Origin of the sequence: Pseudomonas sp. S5F11 (genome assembly GCF_019641515.1) — a bacterium.
Lineage (GTDB): Bacteria > Pseudomonadota > Gammaproteobacteria > Pseudomonadales > Pseudomonadaceae > Aquipseudomonas > Aquipseudomonas rhodesiae.
The window spans coordinates 5,260,779-5,281,898 of the sequence record NZ_JAIFJZ010000001.1; the positions used below are offsets into that span (position 1 = coordinate 5,260,779).

At 60.1% G+C, this 21,120-nt stretch carries 20 protein-coding genes; 14 read left to right on the plus strand and 6 right to left on the minus strand.

What is annotated here, in order from left to right:
* Positions 1–10: 10 nt before the first annotated feature.
* The 8 genes from ppsA (at position 11) to K1567_RS23915 (ending at position 8,106) form a co-directional block, all read left to right on the plus strand.
* Positions 11–2,386, plus strand: a complete 2,376-nt coding sequence (gene ppsA / locus K1567_RS23880) for a phosphoenolpyruvate synthase (RefSeq protein WP_034099721.1) — start codon at positions 11–13, stop codon at positions 2,384–2,386.
* A gap of 105 nt (positions 2,387–2,491) precedes the next feature.
* Entirely contained in the window at positions 2,492–3,481 is a 990-nt protein-coding gene (locus K1567_RS23885) for an alpha/beta fold hydrolase (protein ID WP_034114829.1), read from the plus strand.
* A gap of 187 nt (positions 3,482–3,668) precedes the next feature.
* Positions 3,669–4,160 (plus strand): ribonuclease E activity regulator RraA, encoded by a 492-nt coding sequence (gene rraA, locus K1567_RS23890; RefSeq protein ID WP_034114828.1) that lies wholly within the window; start codon positions 3,669–3,671, stop codon positions 4,158–4,160.
* Between the two features lie 25 nt (positions 4,161–4,185).
* The gene (locus K1567_RS23895; RefSeq protein ID WP_047881273.1) at positions 4,186–5,181 is read left to right on the plus strand and encodes a zinc transporter ZntB; all 996 of its coding nucleotides are present in this window, start codon (positions 4,186–4,188) and stop codon (positions 5,179–5,181) included.
* 86 nt (positions 5,182–5,267) lie between these two features.
* Entirely contained in the window at positions 5,268–5,513 is a 246-nt protein-coding gene (locus K1567_RS23900; protein ID WP_005790375.1) for a hypothetical protein, read from the plus strand.
* Between the two features lie 2 nt (positions 5,514–5,515).
* Complete coding sequence (locus tag K1567_RS23905) at positions 5,516–6,340, plus strand: mechanosensitive ion channel family protein (protein WP_034099717.1); 825 nt, start codon at positions 5,516–5,518, stop codon at positions 6,338–6,340.
* 87 nt (positions 6,341–6,427) lie between these two features.
* Positions 6,428–7,018 carry an RNA polymerase sigma factor SigX gene (gene sigX / locus K1567_RS23910; protein WP_034114827.1) on the plus strand — a complete coding sequence of 197 codons (591 nt, stop codon included), beginning with the start codon at positions 6,428–6,430 and terminating at the stop codon, positions 7,016–7,018.
* A 107-nt stretch (positions 7,019–7,125) separates the two neighbouring features.
* Entirely contained in the window at positions 7,126–8,106 is a 981-nt protein-coding gene (locus K1567_RS23915; RefSeq protein WP_034099715.1) for an OmpA family protein, read from the plus strand.
* A gap of 59 nt (positions 8,107–8,165) precedes the next feature.
* On the opposite strand, the gene cobA is transcribed toward K1567_RS23915, so the two are convergent.
* From cobA to K1567_RS23940, 5 genes are all read right to left on the minus strand, one after another.
* Positions 8,166–8,909, minus strand: a complete 744-nt coding sequence (cobA, locus tag K1567_RS23920; protein WP_034099714.1) for a uroporphyrinogen-III C-methyltransferase — start codon at positions 8,907–8,909, stop codon at positions 8,166–8,168.
* Positions 8,910–8,933: 24 nt separating this feature from the next.
* On the minus strand, positions 8,934–10,604 hold the full coding sequence (locus K1567_RS23925; RefSeq protein WP_220699064.1) for a bifunctional protein-serine/threonine kinase/phosphatase: 1,671 nt from the start codon (positions 10,602–10,604) through the stop codon (positions 8,934–8,936).
* Entirely contained in the window at positions 10,604–11,815 is a 1,212-nt protein-coding gene (locus K1567_RS23930; RefSeq protein ID WP_034099712.1) for a NarK/NasA family nitrate transporter, read from the minus strand. Before K1567_RS23930 ends, K1567_RS23925 begins: the two co-directional genes overlap by 1 nt.
* Before the next feature lie 208 nt (positions 11,816–12,023).
* Positions 12,024–12,599, minus strand: a complete 576-nt coding sequence (locus tag K1567_RS23935) for an ANTAR domain-containing response regulator (protein WP_034114824.1) — start codon at positions 12,597–12,599, stop codon at positions 12,024–12,026.
* Positions 12,600–12,612: 13 nt separating this feature from the next.
* Positions 12,613–13,839: a CmpA/NrtA family ABC transporter substrate-binding protein gene (locus K1567_RS23940; RefSeq protein WP_099312259.1), complete on the minus strand. Its 1,227-nt coding sequence runs from the start codon at positions 13,837–13,839 to the stop codon at positions 12,613–12,615.
* A gap of 271 nt (positions 13,840–14,110) precedes the next feature.
* Between K1567_RS23940 and sctC the strand changes: the two genes are divergently transcribed.
* The 5 genes from sctC (at position 14,111) to K1567_RS23965 (ending at position 17,902) form a co-directional block, all read left to right on the plus strand.
* Positions 14,111–15,553, plus strand: a complete 1,443-nt coding sequence (gene sctC / locus K1567_RS23945; RefSeq protein ID WP_220699065.1) for a type III secretion system outer membrane ring subunit SctC — start codon at positions 14,111–14,113, stop codon at positions 15,551–15,553.
* A gap of 12 nt (positions 15,554–15,565) precedes the next feature.
* On the plus strand, positions 15,566–15,793 hold the full coding sequence (locus tag K1567_RS23950) for a FliM/FliN family flagellar motor switch protein (protein ID WP_169902490.1): 228 nt from the start codon (positions 15,566–15,568) through the stop codon (positions 15,791–15,793).
* A gap of 152 nt (positions 15,794–15,945) precedes the next feature.
* Positions 15,946–16,335, plus strand: a complete 390-nt coding sequence (locus tag K1567_RS23955) for a winged helix-turn-helix domain-containing protein (protein ID WP_034099865.1) — start codon at positions 15,946–15,948, stop codon at positions 16,333–16,335.
* A complete protein-coding gene (locus K1567_RS23960) occupies positions 16,328–16,786 on the plus strand; it encodes a transglycosylase SLT domain-containing protein (RefSeq protein ID WP_034099708.1) in 459 nt (152 codons plus the stop codon). Before K1567_RS23955 ends, K1567_RS23960 begins: the two co-directional genes overlap by 8 nt.
* Positions 16,787–16,873: 87 nt before the next feature.
* Complete coding sequence (locus K1567_RS23965) at positions 16,874–17,902, plus strand: quinone-dependent dihydroorotate dehydrogenase (RefSeq protein ID WP_034099707.1); 1,029 nt, start codon at positions 16,874–16,876, stop codon at positions 17,900–17,902.
* Positions 17,903–18,025: 123 nt separating this feature from the next.
* Here the strand turns inward: K1567_RS23965 and rmf are convergent, their stop codons facing one another.
* A complete protein-coding gene (gene rmf, locus K1567_RS23970) occupies positions 18,026–18,241 on the minus strand; it encodes a ribosome modulation factor (protein WP_002553055.1) in 216 nt (71 codons plus the stop codon).
* 532 nt (positions 18,242–18,773) lie between these two features.
* On the opposite strand from rmf, the gene rlmKL reads away from it, so the two are divergent.
* Positions 18,774–21,038, plus strand: a complete 2,265-nt coding sequence (rlmKL, locus tag K1567_RS23975) for a bifunctional 23S rRNA (guanine(2069)-N(7))-methyltransferase RlmK/23S rRNA (guanine(2445)-N(2))-methyltransferase RlmL (protein WP_034099706.1) — start codon at positions 18,774–18,776, stop codon at positions 21,036–21,038.
* The last annotated feature ends 82 nt before the right edge of the window (positions 21,039–21,120 follow it).

Sequence of the window (21,120 nt, forward strand, 5' to 3'; positions counted from 1 at the left end):
AGAGATCACCTTGGTAGAGTACGTAGTTTCCCTCGATAAGCTCGGCGTCCATGATGTAGAGCATGTGGGGGGCAAGAACGCATCCCTCGGCGAGATGATCAGTAATCTTGCGGGCGCCGGTGTCTCGGTGCCGGGTGGTTTCGCCACCACGGCCCAGGCTTACCGCGATTTCCTCGAACTGAGCGGCCTCAATGCTCAGATCCACGCCGCGCTGGATGCCCTGGACGTCGACGACGTCAATGCCCTGGCCAAGACCGGTGCCCAGATCCGCCAATGGATCATGGAAGCCGAGTTCCCCGAGAAGCTCAACGAAGAAATCCGCACCGCGTTCGCCACCTTGTCGGCCGGCAACCCGGACATGGCCGTTGCCGTGCGCTCGTCGGCTACCGCCGAAGACTTGCCCGACGCTTCTTTCGCCGGCCAGCAGGAAACCTTCCTCAACATCCGCGGCGTGGAAAACGTGATCCGCGCGGCCAAGGAAGTATTTGCCTCGCTGTTCAACGATCGCGCGATTTCCTACCGCGTGCACCAGGGCTTCGACCATAAGTTGGTTGCCCTGTCTGCCGGCGTGCAGCGCATGGTCCGTTCCGAAACCGGCACCGCCGGCGTGATGTTTACCCTCGATACCGAATCCGGCTTCCGTGACGTGGTGTTTATCACCGGCGCCTACGGCCTGGGTGAAACCGTCGTACAGGGCGCGGTCAACCCCGACGAATTCTACGTACACAAGGGCACCCTCGAAGCGGGTCGCCCGGCCATCCTGCGCCGTAACCTGGGCAGCAAGGCCATCAAGATGATCTATGGCGACGAGGCCAAGGCCGGTCGTTCGGTAAAAACCGTTGAAGTCGACAAGGCCGAACGCGCGCGTTTCTGCCTGACCGACGCTGAAGTCAGCGAGTTGGCCAAACAAGCGATGATCATCGAAAAGCACTACCAGTGCCCGATGGACATCGAATGGGCCAAGGACGGTGACGACGGCAAGCTGTATATCGTGCAGGCCCGTCCGGAAACCGTGAAGAGCCGCACTTCGGCCAATGTCATGGAGCGCTACCTGCTCAAAGAAACCGGTACCGTATTGGTGGAAGGCCGAGCTATCGGCCAGCGCATTGGCGCCGGCAAGGTTCGCATCATCAAAGACGTCTCCGAGATGGACAAAGTCCAGCCAGGCGACGTGCTGGTCTCCGACATGACCGACCCGGACTGGGAACCGGTGATGAAGCGCGCCAGTGCCATCGTCACCAACCGTGGCGGGCGTACCTGCCACGCGGCGATCATCGCTCGTGAGCTGGGGATTCCTGCGGTAGTGGGTTGCGGCAATGCCACGCAGTTGCTCAAGGATGGCCAGGGCGTGACCGTGTCCTGCGCCGAAGGCGACACCGGTTTCATCTTCGAAGGCGAGCTAGGCTTCGATATCAAGCAAAATTCCATCGACGCCATGCCGGACCTGCCGTTCAAGATCATGATGAACGTCGGTAACCCGGACCGCGCCTTCGACTTCGCGCAGTTGCCGAACGCCGGCGTGGGCCTGGCCCGCCTGGAATTCATCATCAACCGTATGATCGGCGTGCACCCCAAGGCTTTGCTGAACTACGACGGCCTGCCGCTGGATATCAAGGAAAGCGTCGATAAGCGCATCGCCGGTTACAACGACCCAGTGGGTTTCTACGTCGAGAAACTGGTGGAAGGCATCAGCACTCTGGCGGCGGCGTTCTACCCGAAAAAGGTCATCGTGCGTCTGTCGGACTTTAAGTCCAACGAGTACGCCAACCTGATCGGCGGCAAGCTCTACGAGCCGGAAGAAGAAAACCCGATGCTGGGCTTCCGTGGCGCCTCGCGTTACATCAGCGAAACCTTCCGCGACTGCTTCGAGCTTGAGTGCCGCGCGCTCAAACGCGTGCGTAACGAGATGGGCCTGACCAATGTCGAGATCATGGTGCCGTTCGTACGGACCTTGGGCGAGGCGAGCCAGGTGGTTGACCTGCTGGCTGAGAACGGCCTGACCCGCGGCGAGAACGGCCTGCGTGTGATCATGATGTGCGAACTGCCATCCAACGCGATCCTGGCTGAAGAGTTCCTGGAATTCTTCGACGGTTTCTCCATCGGTTCCAACGACCTGACTCAGCTCACCCTGGGCCTGGACCGTGACTCCGGGATCATTGCGCACCTGTTCGACGAGCGTAACCCGGCGGTCAAGAAGCTGCTGGCCAATGCCATCCAGGCCTGTAACAAGGCCGGTAAGTACATCGGCATTTGCGGTCAGGGCCCTTCGGACCACCCTGACTTGGCCAAATGGCTGATGGAGCAGGGTATCGAAAGCGTTTCGCTGAACCCAGACTCGGTGCTGGAAACTTGGTTCTTCCTGGCGGAAGGCCAAGCGTCCGCCTGAGGTCGATCCGTGAAAAGTGCCGGTCAGCCGTGAGGTTGACCGGCATTCTTATCTGTACAGGGCGGGAATCCATGTGGACGCCGCCCTTTTTTGTGCAAGAACATTATGCAAAGCAGCAGCAACCTGTTTCCCGTCGCCTTGATCAGCGCTGAGCGTCGTGGCGACCTGAGTGAAGATGTGTATCGCCTCAAACCCGGCAACAGTCCGGACGGCAGCGTCGAACTGGCGGTGACCCGTTTGGGGCTGGCCGATGTCCCGGAAAACCGGGGCATCCCGGTTATTTTGTTGCACGGCAGTTTTTCCAATCGACGTTTCTGGTACTCGCCCAAGGGCATTGGCCTGGGCGCCTATCTGGCTCGTCGAGGCTTTGACGTGTGGATTGCGGAAATGCGCGGCCATGGTCTGTCCAAGCGCAATCAAGCATATGCGCGTAACCGGGTGGCCGATTATGCGCGTTACGACTTGCCGGCCATCGGCGCGTTCGTGCGTGAGCAAAGCGCGCAGATCCCGCACTGGATCGGCCATTCTCTGGGCGGCACGACCTTGGCGGCGGCCCTGGGCGGTCAGTATCTGGGTGCGCCGGCGGTGGCTTCGGTCGCGTTATTTGGCTGCCAGGTCAGCCGCACCTACTGGCCGTTGAAAATTCCACCAGTGGAGTGGGGCGGGCGCTTTATTCTCAAGCGAATGGCTGAAGTGTCCGGTGCGCGTTTCAAACGCGGGCCCGAAGACGAGCCGGTGGGGGTATTGATTGAAAATATGCGCTGGCACGGGCTGTTCGGGCGTTTCGGCGATGCCGAGCGTGACTGGTGGAAGGGCTTGGCGGACGTCGACGTGCCGTTGTTGGCGGTAAGTGCGGCGGGCGACCATCAGGACCCGGACTGGGCCTGCCGCAAGCTGTTCGAACAAGTCGGCACTGAGCATCGGCAATATGTGTGTCTGGGACGCAAGCACGGGTTTACCGAAGATTTCGGGCACGTCGAGATGCTGGTCAGCAAAGCTGCCCAGGCCGAGGTCTGGCCTCTGGTGGAGCAATGGTTGAAAGACCCTATAACACCTTTGTTCGGCGCCCCGGCGCAGGCTCTCGCCGCGGTTTGACCAAGCGCTCTACCAAGGGCGTTTCACTCCTGCGAGGTTGCGGCTAAGATATGACGCGCCGGACGCTTCTGGTCATATTCAGTCGCGTAGAGGCTATTGCGTTGCAGTGAAACCGATGGGATGTTTCCCACCCGTTTCGCCCGGTACTTCTTTGAAAGACACTTCTCTGGCAGAAAGGAATTTTTCGATGAACCATTACGTGACCCCCGACCTGTGCGACGCCTACCCCGAATTGGTGCAGGTGGTCGAGCCGATGTTCAGCAATTTTGGCGGCCGAGACTCCTTTGGCGGCGAGATTGTTACCATCAAGTGCTTTGAGGATAACTCGCTGGTCAAGGAACAGGCCGACCAACCGGGGACCGGCAAGGTGCTGGTGGTCGACGGTGGTGGTTCCCTGCGCCGCGCGCTGCTGGGCGACATGATCGCCGAGAAAGCTGCGAAAAACGGTTGGGAAGGGCTGGTCATCTACGGTTGCATCCGCGATGTCGACGTCATCGCCCAGACCGACCTGGGCGTACAAGCCTTGGCCAGTCACCCGATGAAAACCGACAAGCGTGGCATTGGTGACCTGAATGTGGCGGTCACGTTTGCCGGCGTCACCTTCCGCCCGGGTGAATACGTGTATGCGGATAACAATGGCGTGATCGTGTCGCCCAGCCCGTTGAAAATGCCTGAATAAATCGTAAAAGCCGACAGGGGTGAGGATGTTCGAGGAAGAAAACGCGCAATGGGGGCTGGTGCATGCCCTGGTGCTGGACTGTAAAGGCGGTGCGCGTTCGATTGCCCGGACTGAGCTGGATGACCTGCAGTTGCAGCCAGAGGAAAGTCTGTGGCTGCACTGGGATCGCAGCCATCCCCAGACGCAGACCTGGCTGCGCAAATCCAGTGGCTTGAGTGAATTCGCCTGCGACCTGTTGCTGGAGGAAAACACTCGCCCGCGCCTGTTGCCGCTGCCGGATTCGCAGCTGTTGCTGTTTCTGCGAGGGGTCAACCTCAATCCAGGCGCCGAACCGGAAGACATGGTCTCGGTGCGCATTTTCGCGGCGGCCAACCGGGTGATTTCCCTGCGTCTGCGCCCGTTGCGCGCCACCGATGAGTTGCTGGTGCAACTGGCGGACGGCAAGGGGCCGCGTACTGCGTCGGAGCTCATCCTTTATATGGCGCAGTACCTGACCAATAAAGTGCAGGATCTGGTCACGGATTTGTCTGAAATCGTCGATGCCGAGGAAGAAAAACTCGATACCGACGAACGGTATACCCCAGAGCATGGCAGCGTGTTGCAGATCCGCCGGCGAGCGGCCGGGCTCAAGCGATTTCTGGCACCGCAGCGGGATATTTTTGCCCAGCTCACGCGGATCAAACTGCCGTGGTTCTGTGACGACGATGCTGATTACTGGAACGAATTGAACAACAGCCTGACACGCTATCTGGAGGAGCTTGAATTGACCCGGGAGCGCGTGGGGCTTGTGCTGGAGGCCGAAGACCGGCGTTTGAGCGTACGCATGAACCGCACCATGTACCGCTTCGGAATCATCACTGGAATCTTCCTGCCGATGAGTTTCCTGACCGGTTTGCTGGGCATCAATGTGGGCGGCATTCCGTTCTCGGCCAGCCCCTATGGATTCATGCTTGCGTGCCTGCTGATGGTCTCGGTGGCGCTCGGGCAATGGTGGCTGTTTAGACGGTTGCGCTGGGTTTGAGCTGAATATGAGCTGAACGTAGGAAGGGTCTCATGTGACCCCATGAAATTTACCCTCGTCTTTTAAATCACTTGCGAGAGGTCTTTATGCACGATCCGTTCGAACAGTCTTTGCGTGACATGCTCAATGCTTCGCCGTCCAACCGCGATGACGATGCTTGCCTGGGGCGCGTGTTGAAAACCGCCAACCGTCAGGTCGGGGCGGGGGATCTGTTCGGTCTGCTCGGTCGTTGGCTGCCGGCCTTGATGATGGCGCTGAACAATGGTTCTGCCCATGTTTCACCGGTTTCCCGTCGAAAACCTCTTGCTCGCACTGCTGATAAGGCTGATTGAATATGGAACTTGATCTCTGGACCCAGAGCCTGGTCACCGCGATGACCGCATTGTGGACCAAGGTGGCGAACTTCATTCCCAACCTGTTCGGTGCGCTGGTGCTGGTGTTGCTGGGTTTTGTCGTGGCCAAGCTGCTCGACACCCTGCTGTCCAAATTGCTCGCGAAACTGGGCCTTGATCGCTTGATGGCAGGCACCGGCCTGACCAAGCTGCTGGGGCGCGCCGGGTTGCAAGTGCCGATCTCCACACTGGTCGGCAAGATCGTCTACTGGTTCGTGTTGCTGATTTTTCTGGTTTCTGCCGCTCAATCCCTTGGCCTTGAGCGAGTTTCAGCTACGCTCGACATGCTTGCGCTGTATTTGCCGAAGGTTTTCGGCGGCGCGCTGGTGCTGTTGGTAGGTGTTTTACTGGCGCAGTTGGCCAACGGGCTGGTGCGCGGAGCCGCCGAAGGCGTGGGGTTGGACTACGCTGCCGGCCTGGGGCGGATCGCCCAGGGGCTGGTGATCATCATCAGTATTTCGGTCGCGATCAGCCAGTTGGAGGTCAAGACTGACCTGCTCAACCATGTGATTGTGATCGTTTTGATTACCGTTGGTCTGGCCGTTGCGCTGGCCATGGGCTTGGGTAGCCGGGAAATTGCCGGTCAGATTCTTGCAGGAATCTATGTGCGCGAGTTGTACCAGGTGGGCCAACAGGTGCGTGTGGGCGAGGTCGAAGGGCAAATCGAGGAGATCGGCACAGTCAAGACGACCGTGTTGACCGATGACGGCGAGCTGGTGTCGCTGTCCAATCGCATTCTCCTGGAACAGCAGGTCAGTAGCCGCTAAACCGGCAAACCCTGCTAATGTACGCCGCCGCGAACCCGGGTGACCGGGCCGCAGCGGACATTGACCTGACTGTCGGCACGACTTGTTTTGAATAAAGCCCAATCGCTGTCCACGCGCTATGACCCCCGTGAGCTCTCTGATGAGGAGTTGGTCGCGCGTTCGCACACGGAGCTGTTTCACGTAACTCGCGCGTACGAAGAATTGATGCGCAGATATCAACGCACTCTGTTCAACGTTTGTTCAAGGTATTTGGGGAACGATAGAGATGCTGACGATGTCTGTCAGGAAGTGATGCTCAAGGTGTTGTACGGCCTGAAGAACTTCGAGGGCAAATCGAAGTTCAAGACCTGGCTCTACAGCATCACGTACAACGAGTGCATCACGCAGTATCGAAAGGAACGGCGAAAGCGTCGCTTGATGGACGCTTTGAGCCTGGACCCCCTTGAGGAGGCGTCTGAAGAAAAGGCGCCGGCACCCGAGGAAAAGGGCGGGCTCGATCGCTGGTTGGTGCATGTGAATCCGATTGACCGAGAAATTCTGGTGCTACGTTTTGTCGCAGAGCTGGAGTTTCAGGAAATCGCCGACATCATGCATATGGGTTTGAGTGCTACAAAAATGCGTTACAAACGTGCTCTTGATAAATTACGTGAGAAATTTGCGGGCGAGACTGAAACTTAGTGCGTGGCAAATATCTCTTACGTGTAGGCAAGTTCTGTTAGACTTGTCGCCGAGTTGTCCCCCGGTTTGTGGGACTGCTTTACAATCACCAGATGGGGATTTAACGGATGAAACTGAAAAACACCTTGGGCTTGGCCATTGGTTCTCTTATTGCCGCTACTTCTTTCGGCGTTCTGGCACAAGGCCAAGGCGCAGTTGAAGGCGAGCTGTTCTACAAGAAGCAGTACAACGATAGCGTCAAGCACATCGAAGACGGCTTCAATCCTGGCGCTCGCATCGGTTACTTCCTGACCGACGACCTGTCCTTGAACCTGTCCTACGACAAGACCAACCACACCCGTTCGAACGACGGTACTGGTAACCAGAAGATCAAAGGCGATACCGGCAGCCTGGTTGCCCAGTATCACTTCGGTCAAGCTGGCGTAGACTCCCTGCGTCCATACGTAGAAGGCGGTTTCGGTCACCAGAGCCGTACCAACGTACAGGCTGACGGTCACAGCGGTCGCGATCAGACCACTTTCGCCACTGTCGGTACCGGCGTTAAGTACTACTTCACCAACAACCTGTACGCTCGTGCCGGTGTTGAAGCTGACTACGGTCTGGACAACGGCAAGTGGGATTACTCCGCACTGGTCGGCCTGGGCGTGAACTTCGGCGGTAACGCTGGCGCAGCTGCTCCAGCTCCTACCCCAGCACCAGCTCCAGAGCCAACTCCAGAGCCAGAAGCTCCAGTTGCTCAGGTTGTTCGTGTTGAGCTGGACGTTAAGTTCGACTTCGACAAAGCCGTTGTTAAGCCTAACAGCTACGGCGACGTGAAAAACCTGGCCGACTTCATGGCTCAGTACCCATCTACTAACGTAGAAGTAGCTGGTCACACTGACTCCGTAGGTCCAGACGCTTACAACCAGAAGCTGTCCCAGCGTCGTGCTGACGCTGTTAAGCAAGTCCTGGTTAAAGACGGCGTGGCTCCTAGCCGTGTAACTGCTGTAGGTTACGGCGAATCCCGCCCAGTTGCTGACAACGCAACTGAAGCTGGTCGCGCTATCAACCGTCGCGTAGAAGCTTCGGTTGAAGCTACCGCTCAGTAATTACTGAGTTGTAGAAAAAACCCGGCTCAGGCCGGGTTTTTTTTCGCCTACCATTTGTGTCATGCGCTGGCGGCGGCTGCGACATATGCAGCTTGTTCTCTGGCGGCAACACGGCCAATGACCAGGATCGCCGGGCTTTTAAGGGCGAATGCGTGGGCATCCTTGTGCATGCGCGATAACAGGCTACGGTACTCGCGCTGCTGGGGCAGCGAGGCATTCTCGATCATCGCCACGGGCATATCTGCCGCCATGCCACCCTCCATCAACTGCTGACGAATCTCTTCCAGTTTTGCCACCCCCATGTACACGACCAGGGTAGTCCCGCCCTCGGCCAGGGCGCGCCAGTTCAGTTGGCTGTCATCCTGGGTGTGCGCAGTAACCAGCGTTACGCCACGGCTTACACCACGCAATGTCAGAGGAATCCCACAGTTGGTCGCGCCTGCCAGCCCTGAGGTGATGCCATTGACCAGTTCCACCTCAATGCCCCGATCCCGCAGCCACAGCGCCTCTTCGCCGCCTCGTCCGAAAATGCACGGGTCACCGCCCTTGAGGCGTACCACGCATTTGCCCTGGCGTGCGTAGCGCAACATCAGGCGGTGGATAAAGTCCTGAGGGGTGGAGCGGCAGCCACCGCGTTTGCCCACGGTGATCACGCGCGCCGCGGCGCAGTGGTCCAAAACTGCCGGGTTGACCAGATCATCGATCAACACCACGTCGGCTTCACACAGGGCGCGGACCGCCTTGAGGGTCAACAACTCCGGATCGCCGGGACCTGCGCCCACCAACCAGACTTTTGCATTCATAAGGTTGCCCTCGTGTAGAGATACTCAGTTATGAAGGAGTGCATACAGCAACACCAGATTGATCAGCACCGACAGCAGTGCCACGGTTTGCCAGACTTTTAGCGGTTCTCGCTCCAGCAAAGGCCTGGGGCGGACGCTCAGCTCGCGCCGGTCAGCCTGCTCCAGTACCAGTAGCCATTCTTCGGCGGTTTCGTAACGCTGCGACGGCTGGGCGGACACCGCCCGTTCCAGACTCAGCGGCAGCCAGTCCGGTAGGTCGGGGCGATAGCGGCTCGCGCTGACAGGCTGGGTGAATCTGGGCCGTTGGAAGGCTTCGATTTCGCCGTAGGGGTAATGCCCGGTCAGCAGGAAATACAAGGTGACGCCAACGCTGTATAAATCTTGCTGGGCGGTAGGCCCTTCGCCATTGAAGGCTTCGGGCGCGATAAAACTTGGAGTGCCCGGCAGTTGGTGGGCACGGTCTTCCGACAGGCCGGGGCAGTAAGCCAGGCCGAAATCCAGCACGCGCAACTCGCCGTCGTCCCCCAACAACAGGTTTTCCGGTTTGATATCGCGGTGCAGGATTTGCCGCCGGTGCAGCAGGCCCACGGCCCGCAGCAAGCGCTCGGCGACGGACTGCCATTGGGCCAGAGGCAGGGGCCCCTGAAGCTGGAACAGGGTGGCGAGGGTTTGTCCGGGATACTCGCGCATGACGTAATACAAGTGCTGCCGGCTACCGGCGCTGTGCACTTCTGGGAATGCGCGTCCGGCCATGCGCCGCAAAAACCACTCTTCGGCCAGCAAAGCCTGGCCGGCTTGGCTATCGTCGTCATGGCTCAGTGGCAAGGTTTTCAACAGCCAGGGCTGTTGCTGGGTATCGCGGACCCGGTAGAGCAAGGATTGTCGACTTTGCGCCACTAATGCTTCCACCCGCCAGCCTTCGAACGGTTGGCCGGGTTTCAATGGCGGTGGCAGCGGCCATTGCTGCAACTGCCCCAGGGCGTCGCCGAGGGTGGCGGCACCCAAGGCATCAACGCGTACCAGCAACGCGCTGGCATTGTCTTGGCTGCCGGCCAAGTGGGCAGTATTGACCAGGGTGCCCACGGCTACGTCCAGGTCCGCCTGCTCACGCAGGATGGTCTGGATGCTGTGCTCGGCCAAGGTTGCCCATACGCCGTCGCTGAGCAGCAGGAAGCACTCGCCCTCGCGCAAGTGGCCGTCTAGAAAATCCAGCACCACATGTTGATCCAGGCCCAGCGCACGTTTAAGGACGTGCTGCATGCCCGGCTGTTCCCAGACTTGATCCTCGCTGATGCGTTGCAGTTGGCCGTCCAACCAGCGATAGACCCGGCAGTCGCCGACATGGGCCAGGGTAAAGCGCTGGCCCCGAAACACCAGGGCACTTAGAGTCGTTAGCAGCGGCTGGCCACCACCGTTGGCTTGCAACCAGCGATTCTGGGCCAGCAGTAAACGTTCCAGTGCCTGGGCTACGCTCCAGGTTTGCGGCGTGGCGTAGTAGTCCATCGCCAGGGCTTGCAAGGTCGAGCGCGCGGCCAATCCGCCATCGGCACATTGGCTGACGCCGTCGGCCATGGCGCACAAATAGCCTTTGCTGGCCGCCAGTTCCGCCACGGGGGTGACCACCCGCAGCGCATCCTGGTTTTCCGGGCGCGGGCCGATGGCACTGGCCTGGGCGACGCTCAGTTGCAGGCTCATCAGACGCGTGCAGCCGTCACGGCGGCCGAGCCCCAAGTGGTTCTCCAGCGACGCTTGACGCCGTGCAGACCGAACCATGCCAATACGCCCAGGCTGGCGAACAACCACAGGGCCAGTTGATAGCTACCGGTGCTCTGTTTGATCGCGCCCATGCCGGCCGCGAGCGCGAAGCCACCGATGCCGCCGGCCATGCCGATCAACCCGGTCATCACGCCGATTTCACGGCGAAAGCGCTGCGGAACCAACTGGAACACCGCGCCGTTGCCTGCGCCGAGACCGAGCATGGTGCAGACGAAAAGCGCCAATGCTGCGTACGAACTGGGTAGGTTGAAGCCCACGGCGGCAATGCAGATGGCCGCGATGCTGTACATGCCCAGCAGGGTGCGGATGCCGCCGAATCGGTCCGCCAGAGCCCCCCCCAGCGGACGCATCAGGCTGCCGCCAAACACGCATGCGGCGGTGTAGTAGCCGGCAGTCACCGGGCTGAGGTGGTATTGATCGTTGAAATAGCCGGGCAATGCGCTGGCCAGGCCGATAAAGCCGCCGAACGTTACGCTGTAGAAAAACATGAACCACCAGCTGTCACGGTCGCCCAGGGCCTTGAAGTAGTCGGCCATGGATTTGGCTTTCGGCCGTTCAGGGGCATTGCGCGCCAGCCAGGCGAAGACCACCAGCGTCAAGATCAACGGAATCAGCGCAAACCCGAACACATTGCTCCAGCCAAACGCCGCTGCGAGCACCGGGGCCAGCAAGGCAGCGAATACCGTGCCCGAATTGCCGGCACCGGCAATTCCCATGGCTTTGCCCTGGTGTTCGGCGGGGTACCACTGTGAAGCCAGGGGCAGCGCCACGGCGAAGGACGCGCCGGCCATACCCAGAAACAGCCCCAGCAGCAGGGCCTGTTCGTAACTGTGGATGCCCAGTTTCCAGGCCCCGAACAGCGCGACAATCACGATCACCTGGCCGATCAGCCCGGCGGTCTTGGGCGACAGCCTGTCGGCCAGCATTCCCATCAGAAAACGCAGTACCGCACCGGCCAGGATCGGTGTCGCTACCATCAGGCCGCGTTGCTGGGTGGTCAATTGCAGGTCGGCGGCAATCTGCACCGCCAGCGGGCCCAGCAGATACCAGACCATGAAACTCAGGTCGAAATACAGGAACGCGGCAAACAGGGTCGGGGTGTGCCCGGATTTCCAGAAGCTTGATTTCATCACGCACCTCAACGGTTAGGAGTCTTGTAAGAAGGCCTGGTGATGGAACAGCCACTACGGCCGCCCCACCGGCCCCACACAGGGGCCAAAACAAAAAAAACGCCGCCACCGGGTTCGCGAGGGCAAACCGGATGTGCGACGTCTTTGTCGTGGAGGGGCAACCGCCGTTGGTTACCTGTGATGATTCATTAGCAAGAGCTGAGCCAAATCAACCGAGCAGCTCACTCATGGCGATGATCTGCTCCGCCACCTGGATCAATTTCTGCTGACGACTCATGGCTTGGCGGCGCATCAAGGTGTAGGCATCTTCTTCATTGCAGTCCTTCATTTTCATCAGCATGCCCTTGGCCAGCTCGATGCGTTTGCGTTCCGCCAGCTGTTGGTCCCGCGCCTGTAACTGCGCGCGCAAGGCCTGATCGCTCTCGAAGCGGGCCATGGCCACATCGAGGATCGGCTGCAGACGCTGGGCCTGGATGCCTTCCACGATATAGGCGCTGACCCCGGACTTGATGGCCTGGCGCATCACATTCGGGTCATGTTCATCGGTAAACATCACGATGGGGCGTGGCTGGTCGCGACTGACCAGCACCACTTGCTCCATCACATCGCGGCCCGGTGACTCGGTATCGATCAGAATCACGTCCGGACGCACCGTTTCGACGCGCGCCGGCAGGTCGATGGTCAGGCCGGACTCGTCGATTACCTCAAAGCCGGCCTCTATCAGCGCCGTACGCAGGCGCCCGACCTTGCGGGGTGTGTCATTGATCAACAGGATACGCAGCATGGCAGTTCTCCTGTCAGCGCAAGGCTTGGCGGTTGGCGTGATCGGCCAGCGCATGCAAGCGGAAGCTGCGGGCGTAGCCGCTCGGGTCCGAGCCGTCCCAGACTTTGCCGTCGATCAGCTGGCTGCTGCGCAGGTCCTGGTCCCCGGCGTTGAGGCCCAAGGCGGTGGCGGCCTCGCGATACAGCGCCAGTTGCTGCACCTGGCGCGCCACGCCCAGGTAATCCGGGTCGTCGCGCAACAGGCCCCAGCGGCGAAACTGGGTCATGAACCACATGCCGTCGGAGAGGTACGGCAGGTTGACCTGGCCACCCGCAAAAAACCGTAGCGCGTGAGGGTCCTGCCAGTGGTTGCCCAGGCCGTCGTCATAAGCCCCGAGTAAACGTGGCTCAATACAATCGAGTGGCGCGTCGAGGTATTCGCGGCCGCTGAGCAATTGCGCCGTGGAGCGCCGGTTCTCAATGCTCTGTTCAATGAAGCGGCTGGCTTCGAGGATGGCCATCACCAGTACCCGCGCCGTATTGGGGTATTGCTCGACGAACGCGTGGGTACAGCCGAGGACCTTCTCGGGATGGTTTGGCCAGATCGCCTGGCTGGTCGCCAGGGTAAAGCCCTGATCTTGCGCGACCGCGCTGGCGCTCCAGGGCTCGCCCACGCAAAACCCGTCGATCCGGCCGGCTTGCAGATGCGCAAGCATTTGCGGGGGCGGCACCACCACACTGTCAACGTCCTGCAACGGATGAATGCCTTGGCTCGCCAGCCAGTAGTACAGCCACATCGCATGGGTGCCGGTGGGAAATGTCTGAGCGAAGGTCAGTTTTGTTCGGCTTTGGTGCACATGGCGATCCAGTGCCTCAGGAGTGACCACCCCTTGTTGTTGCAGACCACGGGAAAGATTGATGCTCTGACCGTTTTGGTTCAGGCCCATCAACACGGCCATGTCGGTGGGCGCCACGCCACCGATACCCAGGTGTACGGCGTAGATCAGCCCATACAGGCTGTGGGCGGCATCCAACTCCCCACTGACCAGCTTGTCACGCAGGTTGGCCCAGGAAGATTGACGTTTGAGATTCAGGGTCAGGCCGTAGGGTTGTGCGAAGCCCTGGGTCGCCGCCACTACCAGCGAGGCGCAATCGCTCAAGGCCATAAAGCCCAGGTCGAGGCTGCTCTTTTCCGGCGCATCGCTGCCGTTCACCCACGCCAGCGCGTTGCTTATCGGGCCGTTGCCCACCGAATCTTTCATCCGCACCTACCTTTTCATTCAAAAAAAAGCGTCGCCCCCTCAGATGGCGATGCAAGGCCATTGCGGGTAACGACGCCTTTGTCCGTAAGCCCGTTCCGCCGTTGGTACGCGCTTTGATGCAGAGTTCATAGCAAGGCACATGCCACGGGGTAAGCGTGATGGGCGGCCGTTAACTTTCCATCAAGATTGAAAAGAGGCGGCCTCGCAGTATGGCCGCTTCCCTCTGCAGGCCCCAGGAACTTCCACGGTGTACGCTGACTTCCTCGAACGCATGTCCCGCCGCCGCCTTCGCCACTGGTGGCTGTGTGCCCTGCTGTGGCTGGCATGTGCAGTGGCCTGGGGCGAGACCTATCAGGCACAGGAGGAGAGCCTGCACACGGTGTTCACCGCGCTGTCGGTACCCTTGGGGCTGCCGATCGTGGTGAGTCGCGAGGTGGCGCGCAAACGTGTCAGTGGTCTGTTTGATTTGACTGCGCCGCAGCAGACCCTGGAAGAACTGGCGCAGCAGCATGGCTTGATCTGGTACAGCGACGGCCAAGGGTTTTGTCTCTATGACGCCAACGAAGCGAAAAGCTCGGCGGTGTCGCTGCGGCATATTTCCATCGATCGGTTTCGCAGCCTCATGCGTCGCGCTGGGTTGCAGGAATCCCACTTTCCCCTGCGTGCCGACGGCCCGCGAACGTTCTATGTGTCCGGCCCGCCGAGCTATGTCGACCGGGTGTTGCGGCTGGCGCAATTGATGGACCGCGAGCGCGCTGAACTGCGTGTGGGGGACCACGCCTTTGGGGTGGTTCAGGTACTCAACACCCATGTGGCGGATCGTGAGTACGCAATGGGTGAGGGCAAGGTCAGGGTCGCGGGGATAGCGTCGATAATCGAAGCGGTGCTGGCCAGTGAGCACAAGGGGTTGCTGACCGACAAAAGCCTTGCAGTCATTGCCTATCCGGATACCAACAGCCTGTTGATCAGAGGCAAACCGGCGCAGGTGCGGTTTATCGAACAACTGGTGGCGGAACTGGATACGCCCAGGCGAGCGGTCGAAGTGTCGCTGTGGCTGGTCGACCTGGGCCGCGATGAGCTGAAAAAACTCAACTTGGCTTTGGACGAAGATGCCAAAAACTCGACCACTCGTGTCATGGAGCCGCTGGAGGATAACCGCCTGATGGCGCAGATCGCTGCGCTGGAGCGCCGCCGTCGAGCAAAGGTGGTGACGCTGCCGGTGATTCTGACTCAGGAGAACGTGCCGGCGGTGTTTAACGACAACCATACGTTCTATCTGCCGGCCCGTGCGGATGACACCGCCGAGTGGAAGCCTGTGCATTACGCCACCCAGGTCAGTGTGCTGCCGCGTTTTGCTGAGGCGAACGAAATCGAGATGCTCCTGGATATTGAGGATGGTCGCCCCATGAGTGCCAAGGGGCAGCGCGATAAACCGGCAGGGGTCGGGCGGGTAGGGGTCAGCAGCGTGGTGCGCGTCTCACAGGGCAAGCGCCTGTGGCTGGGCGCATTCCCCCGTGACCCGCGCGAGCAGGGCCGTAGCACGGTGCCCGGAGGTTCGGCCGACGTTCGCCTGTTTGTGATTCAGGCCCGCGCTGCCGCAGCAGAGGCGAAAGACGCGGCCGCAGGCAGCGGGCCGCCTCCATTGACCGCGGCGCAATACGAGCGTGTGCAACGTGCGTTCGTGCGGCCAAATCGCGACGGTTCTCGTGAATAAAGGCATTGACCCATGCATTTGGAAATTCTTCTGCAGGAACAACTGATCAGCCGCAAGCGTCTGGCCGCTTTTGCGCCAGGGAAGGTGTTGCCGTTGGCGCCAGCGGTCATTCACTGCGTGGAAGTTCGGGTCAACGGCCAACTGCTGGCCTTGGGCGAGTTGGTGCAACTGGAGGACCGCTTGGGGGTTGAGCTGCATGAGGTTTATCGAGAGTGGGCCCCAGGTGCGTTCACGTTGTGAAACGCCCTACGCAGTGATCCCAAAAAACGCAGGATCTCTGAGCTTTTTCCTAGGGTGGGTTGTCAGGCGGGTTTTTATAGTCGTCGCGTGGGCGCAAGCGCCAGTCAAGGAAATAAGGACTTCAATGTCAGTTGTCGGATACCGAGGTGGATATGGGCGTCGTGAATGATGAATTGACGACGGTTTCCCTGGTTTTTGCCTGTTGGACCTTGCATGGCGATGGGCGCTTGACCGGTGAGGGCGCCGATATTCAATTGCCGCCCAAGGAGTGGCATGTCTTGCGATTGCTGCTGGTGTCGGGTGGTGCGCTGATGACTAAGGATCGCTTGCTGGAGCTGGTTTGGCCCCAAGGCGAGGTCGCCGAAGAATCCCTGACACGGTGCATCTACTCGCTGCGCAAACATTTGGGCGCCGACAAGGGGTTTATCAAGACGATCTACGGTAGGGGTTATCGCTTTAACTGTCCGGTCAAGGTGCGCCGAGACGGGCACACTCAAGGGGGGCAAGTGTGTTCTGCCTGCGGTCAGGTCCGACATGGATAAGCGTTGGAGCAAGGCGCTGCTCTTTGGTTGGTTGATGAGCGCGCATCCGGCGTTGGCCTACTGCTGGGAGGAAATTGCCGGTCGTTACGATATCGAACCGGAGTTATTGCAAGCCATCGCCGCGGTGGAGTCGGGCTATCGAGCTGACGCGGTGAACACCGCCAACAACAATGGCACCCGGGACATCGGCCTGATGCAGATCAACAGCATGCATTTGCCGCGCCTGCTCAAGTTGGGGATTACCGAGGAGCGATTGTTGAACGAGCCTTGCCTGTCGGTGGAGGTTGGTGCGTCGATACTCGCCGAGTTTATCCAGCGCTTCGGCTACAACTGGACAGCAGTGGGCGCCTACAATGCGGGGCCGGGTTCTGGGCCGGAGCGCGATGTACTACGCCAGCGCTATGCCGAAAAAATCTGGGCGCGTTATGAGGCCCTGGTCATGCAGCGTTAGCGGCGTTGGGCGGCACGCCTCGCCTGCGCGCGGTTACCCCGGCTATAATCGCCGCCACCTTCGTCGCCATCCGAGTCTAGCCCGCCCATGTATACCCTGGCCCGCCAGCTGTTGTTCAAACTCTCCCCGGAAACCTCCCACGATCTGTCCCTGGACCTGATCGGTGCCGGTGGCCGCCTGGGACTCAATGGTCTGGTGTGCAAGGCGCCGGCAAAAATGCCGGTATCGGTGATGGGGCTGGACTTCCCCAACCCGGTCGGGCTGGCTGCCGGCCTGGACAAGAACGGTGCGGCCATTGATGGTTTCGCGCAATTGGGCTTTGGCTTTGTTGAGATTGGCACCGTGACGCCGCGACCGCAGCCGGGCAACCCCAAGCCTCGCATCTTCCGCCTGCCGGAAGCCGAGGCGATCATCAATCGCATGGGCTTTAACAACCTGGGCGTCGATCACCTGCTGTCACGGGTCCAGGCCGCGAAGTACAGCGGCATTCTCGGCATCAATATCGGCAAGAATTTCGACACGCCGGTTGAGCGCGCGGTGGACGACTACTTGATCTGCCTGGACAAGGTCTATGCCCACGCCAGCTACGTCACCGTTAACGTCAGTTCGCCGAATACCCCAGGCCTGCGTAGCCTGCAGTTCGGTGATTCCCTCAAGCAATTGCTCGAAGCCCTGCGCCAGCGTCAGGAAGACCTGGCCGTTCGCCATGGCAAGCGCGTGCCGCTGGCGATCAAGATTGCGCCGGACATGAGCGACGAAGAAACGGTGCTGGTAGCCCAGGCCCTGGTGGATTCCGGTATGGACGCAGTGATTGCCACCAATACCACGTTGAGCCGTGTCGGTGTTGAAGGTCTGGCCCATGGTGACGAGGCGGGCGGCCTGTCGGGTGCGCCGGTCCGCGATAAAAGCACTCATATCGTCAAGGTGCTGGCCGCCGAGCTGGCGGGGCGCTTGCCGATCATCGCGGTGGGCGGCATCACTGAAGGCAAGCACGCGGCCGAGAAAATCGCCGCGGGTGCGAGCCTGGTGCAGTTGTATTCTGGCTTTATCTATAAAGGCCCTGCGTTGATTCGTGAGTCGGTGGATGCAATTGCGGCGTTGCCCAGAAAGGCCTGAACGGCGCCCATAAAAAAGGGCTCCATCAAGGAGCCCCCTGGGCCGAAGCCCGCCGCCCGGATGGGGCGCGCATGGTAAGTCGTTACAGCTTCAAAGGTGGTGTGTCGGAATTAAGTGCCCTGATTAGCCGACGGCGTGAAGTTCGTTGAGTCTGTGGATTCCCGCAGTGCCTGTCATACCGTCCCAGTTGTCGCCGCGTCCTTCGCGCCAGCCGTTGATCCAGGCTTGGCGTACCGACGGTAGAGTAAATGGGCAAAGCTCACGGGATTTGCCATGAACGCCATATTGATATCCGCGTAAAAACGCTCTTTCCAACGGATCACGCTTAAGTCTTCTCATAGGGTGTTTCCCTCACTTGTTGACTGTCTTGATATCCTTCGGCCTCGTCTGAGGCCGGGCAGAGTTTTTCTGCCGTTGGTGGGCTCGCTGCCGGCGTGGCGAGCCGATGTGTCGGCGTCGTTACGGCGCCAACCTGTGGTGAGTTCTAACCAATAGGTCACATGGATTCAATGATCGTTTTGTCATAAGCACGTAACTATAACGATGCTATAGCCATAAGCTGGGATGGCTTTACGCCCCATTTGTCTGGCAAAGCCAGCTATGATGCACCCCGCGTAGAGGAATGGTTTGATCCTTAAGTAAGAATGTCCGTCTGATGCAGTCGGTTATTATTCGACGAAGGGTCGGAATATTTCTTTTTGTTGCTGCACATTCTTTATCTGCCCCGTGAATAAAGGCCCAACGGCCTGGCAGCCGGGGTGGAACGGCACATTCGTGCCACGCGAGCACTCTTCAAGAAAAGTGCTTGATTGAAAACCGAGCCGGCGATGCGTCGCCCGTTCACTTATTGCTGAAAAGCCTGGAATGCCCCATGTCGGACCGTTTTGAACTCTTCCTCACCTGCCCCAAGGGCCTCGAAGGCCTGCTGATCGAGGAAGCCGTCGGGCTTGGCCTTGAGGAAGCGCGCGAGCACACTTCGGCCGTGCGCGGCATGGCCGACATGGAGACCGCTTACCGGCTGTGCCTCTGGTCGCGCCTGGCCAACCGCGTGCTGCTGGTACTCAAGCGTTTCCCCATGAAGGACGCCGAAGACCTCTACCACGGCGTGCTGGATATCGACTGGGCCGACCACATGGTCCCCGACGGCACTCTGGCAGTGGAGTTCAGCGGTCACGGCTCCGGTATCGACAACACCCACTTCGGCGCGCTGAAGGTCAAGGATGCGATCGTCGACAAACTGCGCACTCCGTCCGGCGAGCGCCCGTCCATCGACAAGATCAACCCGGACTTGCGTATCCACCTGCGCCTGGACCGTGGCGAAGCCATCCTGTCCCTCGATCTCTCCGGTCATAGCCTGCACCAGCGCGGCTATCGCCTGCAGCAGGGCGCGGCGCCGCTGAAGGAAAACCTGGCGGCCGCGATCTTGATTCGCGCCGGTTGGCCGCGTATCGCCGCCGAAGGCGGTGCGCTGACCGACCCAATGTGCGGCGTGGGGACCTTCCTGGTGGAAGGCGCGATGATTGCGGCCGACATGGCGCCCAACCTCAACCGTGAGCTGTGGGGCTTTACCACTTGGCTCGGTCACGTCCCGGCGCTGTGGAAAAAGCTGCACGCCGAGGCCAGCGAGCGCGCCGCGATTGGCATGAACAAAACGCCGCTGTGGATTCGAGGTTACGAAGCCGACCCGCGCCTGATCCAACCCGCGCGCAACAACATTGAGCGCGCCGGTCTCAGCCATTGGATCAAGGTGTACCAGGGGGAGGTCGGGACCTTCGAGCCGCGCCCGGACCAGAACCAGAAAGGCCTGGTGATCTGCAACCCGCCTTACGGCGAGCGTCTGGGTGATGAAGCCAGCCTGTTGTACCTCTATCAGAACCTCGGCGAACGTCTGCGCCAAGCCTGCATGGGTTGGGAAGCCGCAGTGTTCACCGGCGCGCCCGATCTGGGCAAGCGCATGGGCATCCGCAGCCACAAGCAGTATTCGTTCTGGAACGGCGCCTTGCCGTGCAAATTGCTGCTGATCAAAGTCAACCCCGACCAGTTCGTCACCGGCGAGCGCCGCACCCCGGAACAGCGCCAGGCCGAACGCGAGCAGGCTGCATACGACCAGGCCCCGACCGAGCCGCAAGAACGCCAGTACAACAAGAACGGTAACCCGATCAAACCGGCCCCGGCTCCCGTGGTCGAGCAGGCGCGCCTGAGCGAAGGCGGGCAGATGTTCGCCAATCGCCTGCAAAAAAACCTCAAGCTGCTGGGCAAGTGGGCCAAGCGAGAGGGCGTGGATTGCTACCGTGTGTATGACGCCGATATGCCGGAATACTCCATGGCCATCGACCTGTATCACGACTGGGTGCATGTGCAGGAGTACGCCGCTCCCAAGTCCATCGACCCGGAAAAAGCTTCCGCGCGCATGTTCGATGCCCTGGCGGCCATTCCCCAGGCGCTGAACATCGACAAGAGCCGCGTGGTGGTCAAGCGGCGCGAGCGTCAGAGCGGTACCAAGCAGTACGAGCGCCAGAGCGCCCAGGGCAAGTTCACTGAGGTGAGCGAGGGCGGTGTGAAGCTGCTGGTCAACCTCACGGATTACTTGGACACCGGCCTCTTCCTCGACCACCGCCCGATGCGTATGCGCATTCAGAAAGAGGCGGCCGGCAAGCGCTTCCTCAATCTGTATTGCTACACCGCTACTGCCAGTGTGCACGCGGCCAAGGGCGGTGCGCGCAGCACTACAAGTGTCGATCTGTCCAAGACTTACCTGGACTGGGCACGTCGCAACTTCTCCCTCAACGGTTTCTCCGACAAGAACCGCCTGGAGCAGGGCGATGTGATGGCGTGGCTGGAAGCCAGTCGCGATGAGTTCGACCTGATCTTCATCGACCCGCCGACCTTCTCCAACTCAAAGCGCATGGAAGGCATCTTCGACGTGCAGCGCGACCATGTGCAGTTGCTCGACCTGGCCATGGCCCGCCTGGCACCGGGCGGCGTGCTGTACTTCTCCAACAACTTCCGCAAGTTCCAGTTGGAAGACAATCTCAGCGAACGCTATGCGGTCGAGGAAATCAGCGACAAAACCATCGACCCGGATTTCGCGCGCAATGCCAAAATCCACCGCGCGTGGAAAATCACCGCCCGTTGATGACTGCATAAAAGGCCGCAAGCCAGGATATTCCAGGCTTACGGCTTTTTTGCGCTGGTCAAACTACTGGCCGATAGCTATA